Source organism: Bradyrhizobium sp. Ken51 (assembly GCF_055807435.1).
In genome coordinates this window covers 1-546 of the sequence record NZ_JBVVPB010000136.1, presented here as the reverse complement: position 1 = coordinate 546, position 546 = coordinate 1, and the positions used below count along the sequence as shown (strand labels likewise).

Here is a 546-nt window from a genome sequence, read left to right as displayed (position 1 = left end):
TCAACTTTTCAGCAGCCAGGCTTTTAAAAGAAGAGCCTTCGCTCCATTTTCGTCAGGCGCTTTCCGCCCTCAGGCGTAACCACGACGGTTTCACTAAACGGCAGGCCTCGCGCCGAGGTATACATGTGGAAGACTTGATTTTCCTCCAGAAGCCAGTCGCTATCGGGCAGGAAGACGCGGGTGAAATCACTGGTGCGAGGAGGGCGCTTGAGGCCGAGCGTATATCCGGTGATATTTGTGTAGCTGTCGCGCAATCCAGCCGCCAATATCCCCTCGCGCACAATGCGATCGACATCCTTTGCCTTTGCGCCAGGTTTCATGGCACGGAACTGATCATCTTGAATTCGGATCATCGTCTCCGCAGTCTCGGCTTGCTCGTCCGTCGGCGCACCGACCGTTTTCGAGCGCATCATCCGCGCGGTGTAGCCGCGAAAGTGCGGAACCGGTTCCACAAACACAATGTCGCCCTCCTCCAATAGGCGGCCGCCCAGCGAGGCATGGAAGGATGTTGACGGTCCGGACGAGATAACCGCGACCTGCGCATTG

At 57.5% G+C, this 546-nt stretch carries 1 protein-coding gene; it reads right to left on the bottom strand.

Annotation, left to right across the window (positions count from 1 at the left end; genetic code table 11):
* Positions 1–23: 23 nt before the first annotated feature.
* The coding region (locus tag AC0L27_RS41180) for a M24 family metallopeptidase (RefSeq protein ID WP_473323829.1) at positions 24–546 on the bottom strand (523 nt) is incomplete at its 5' end.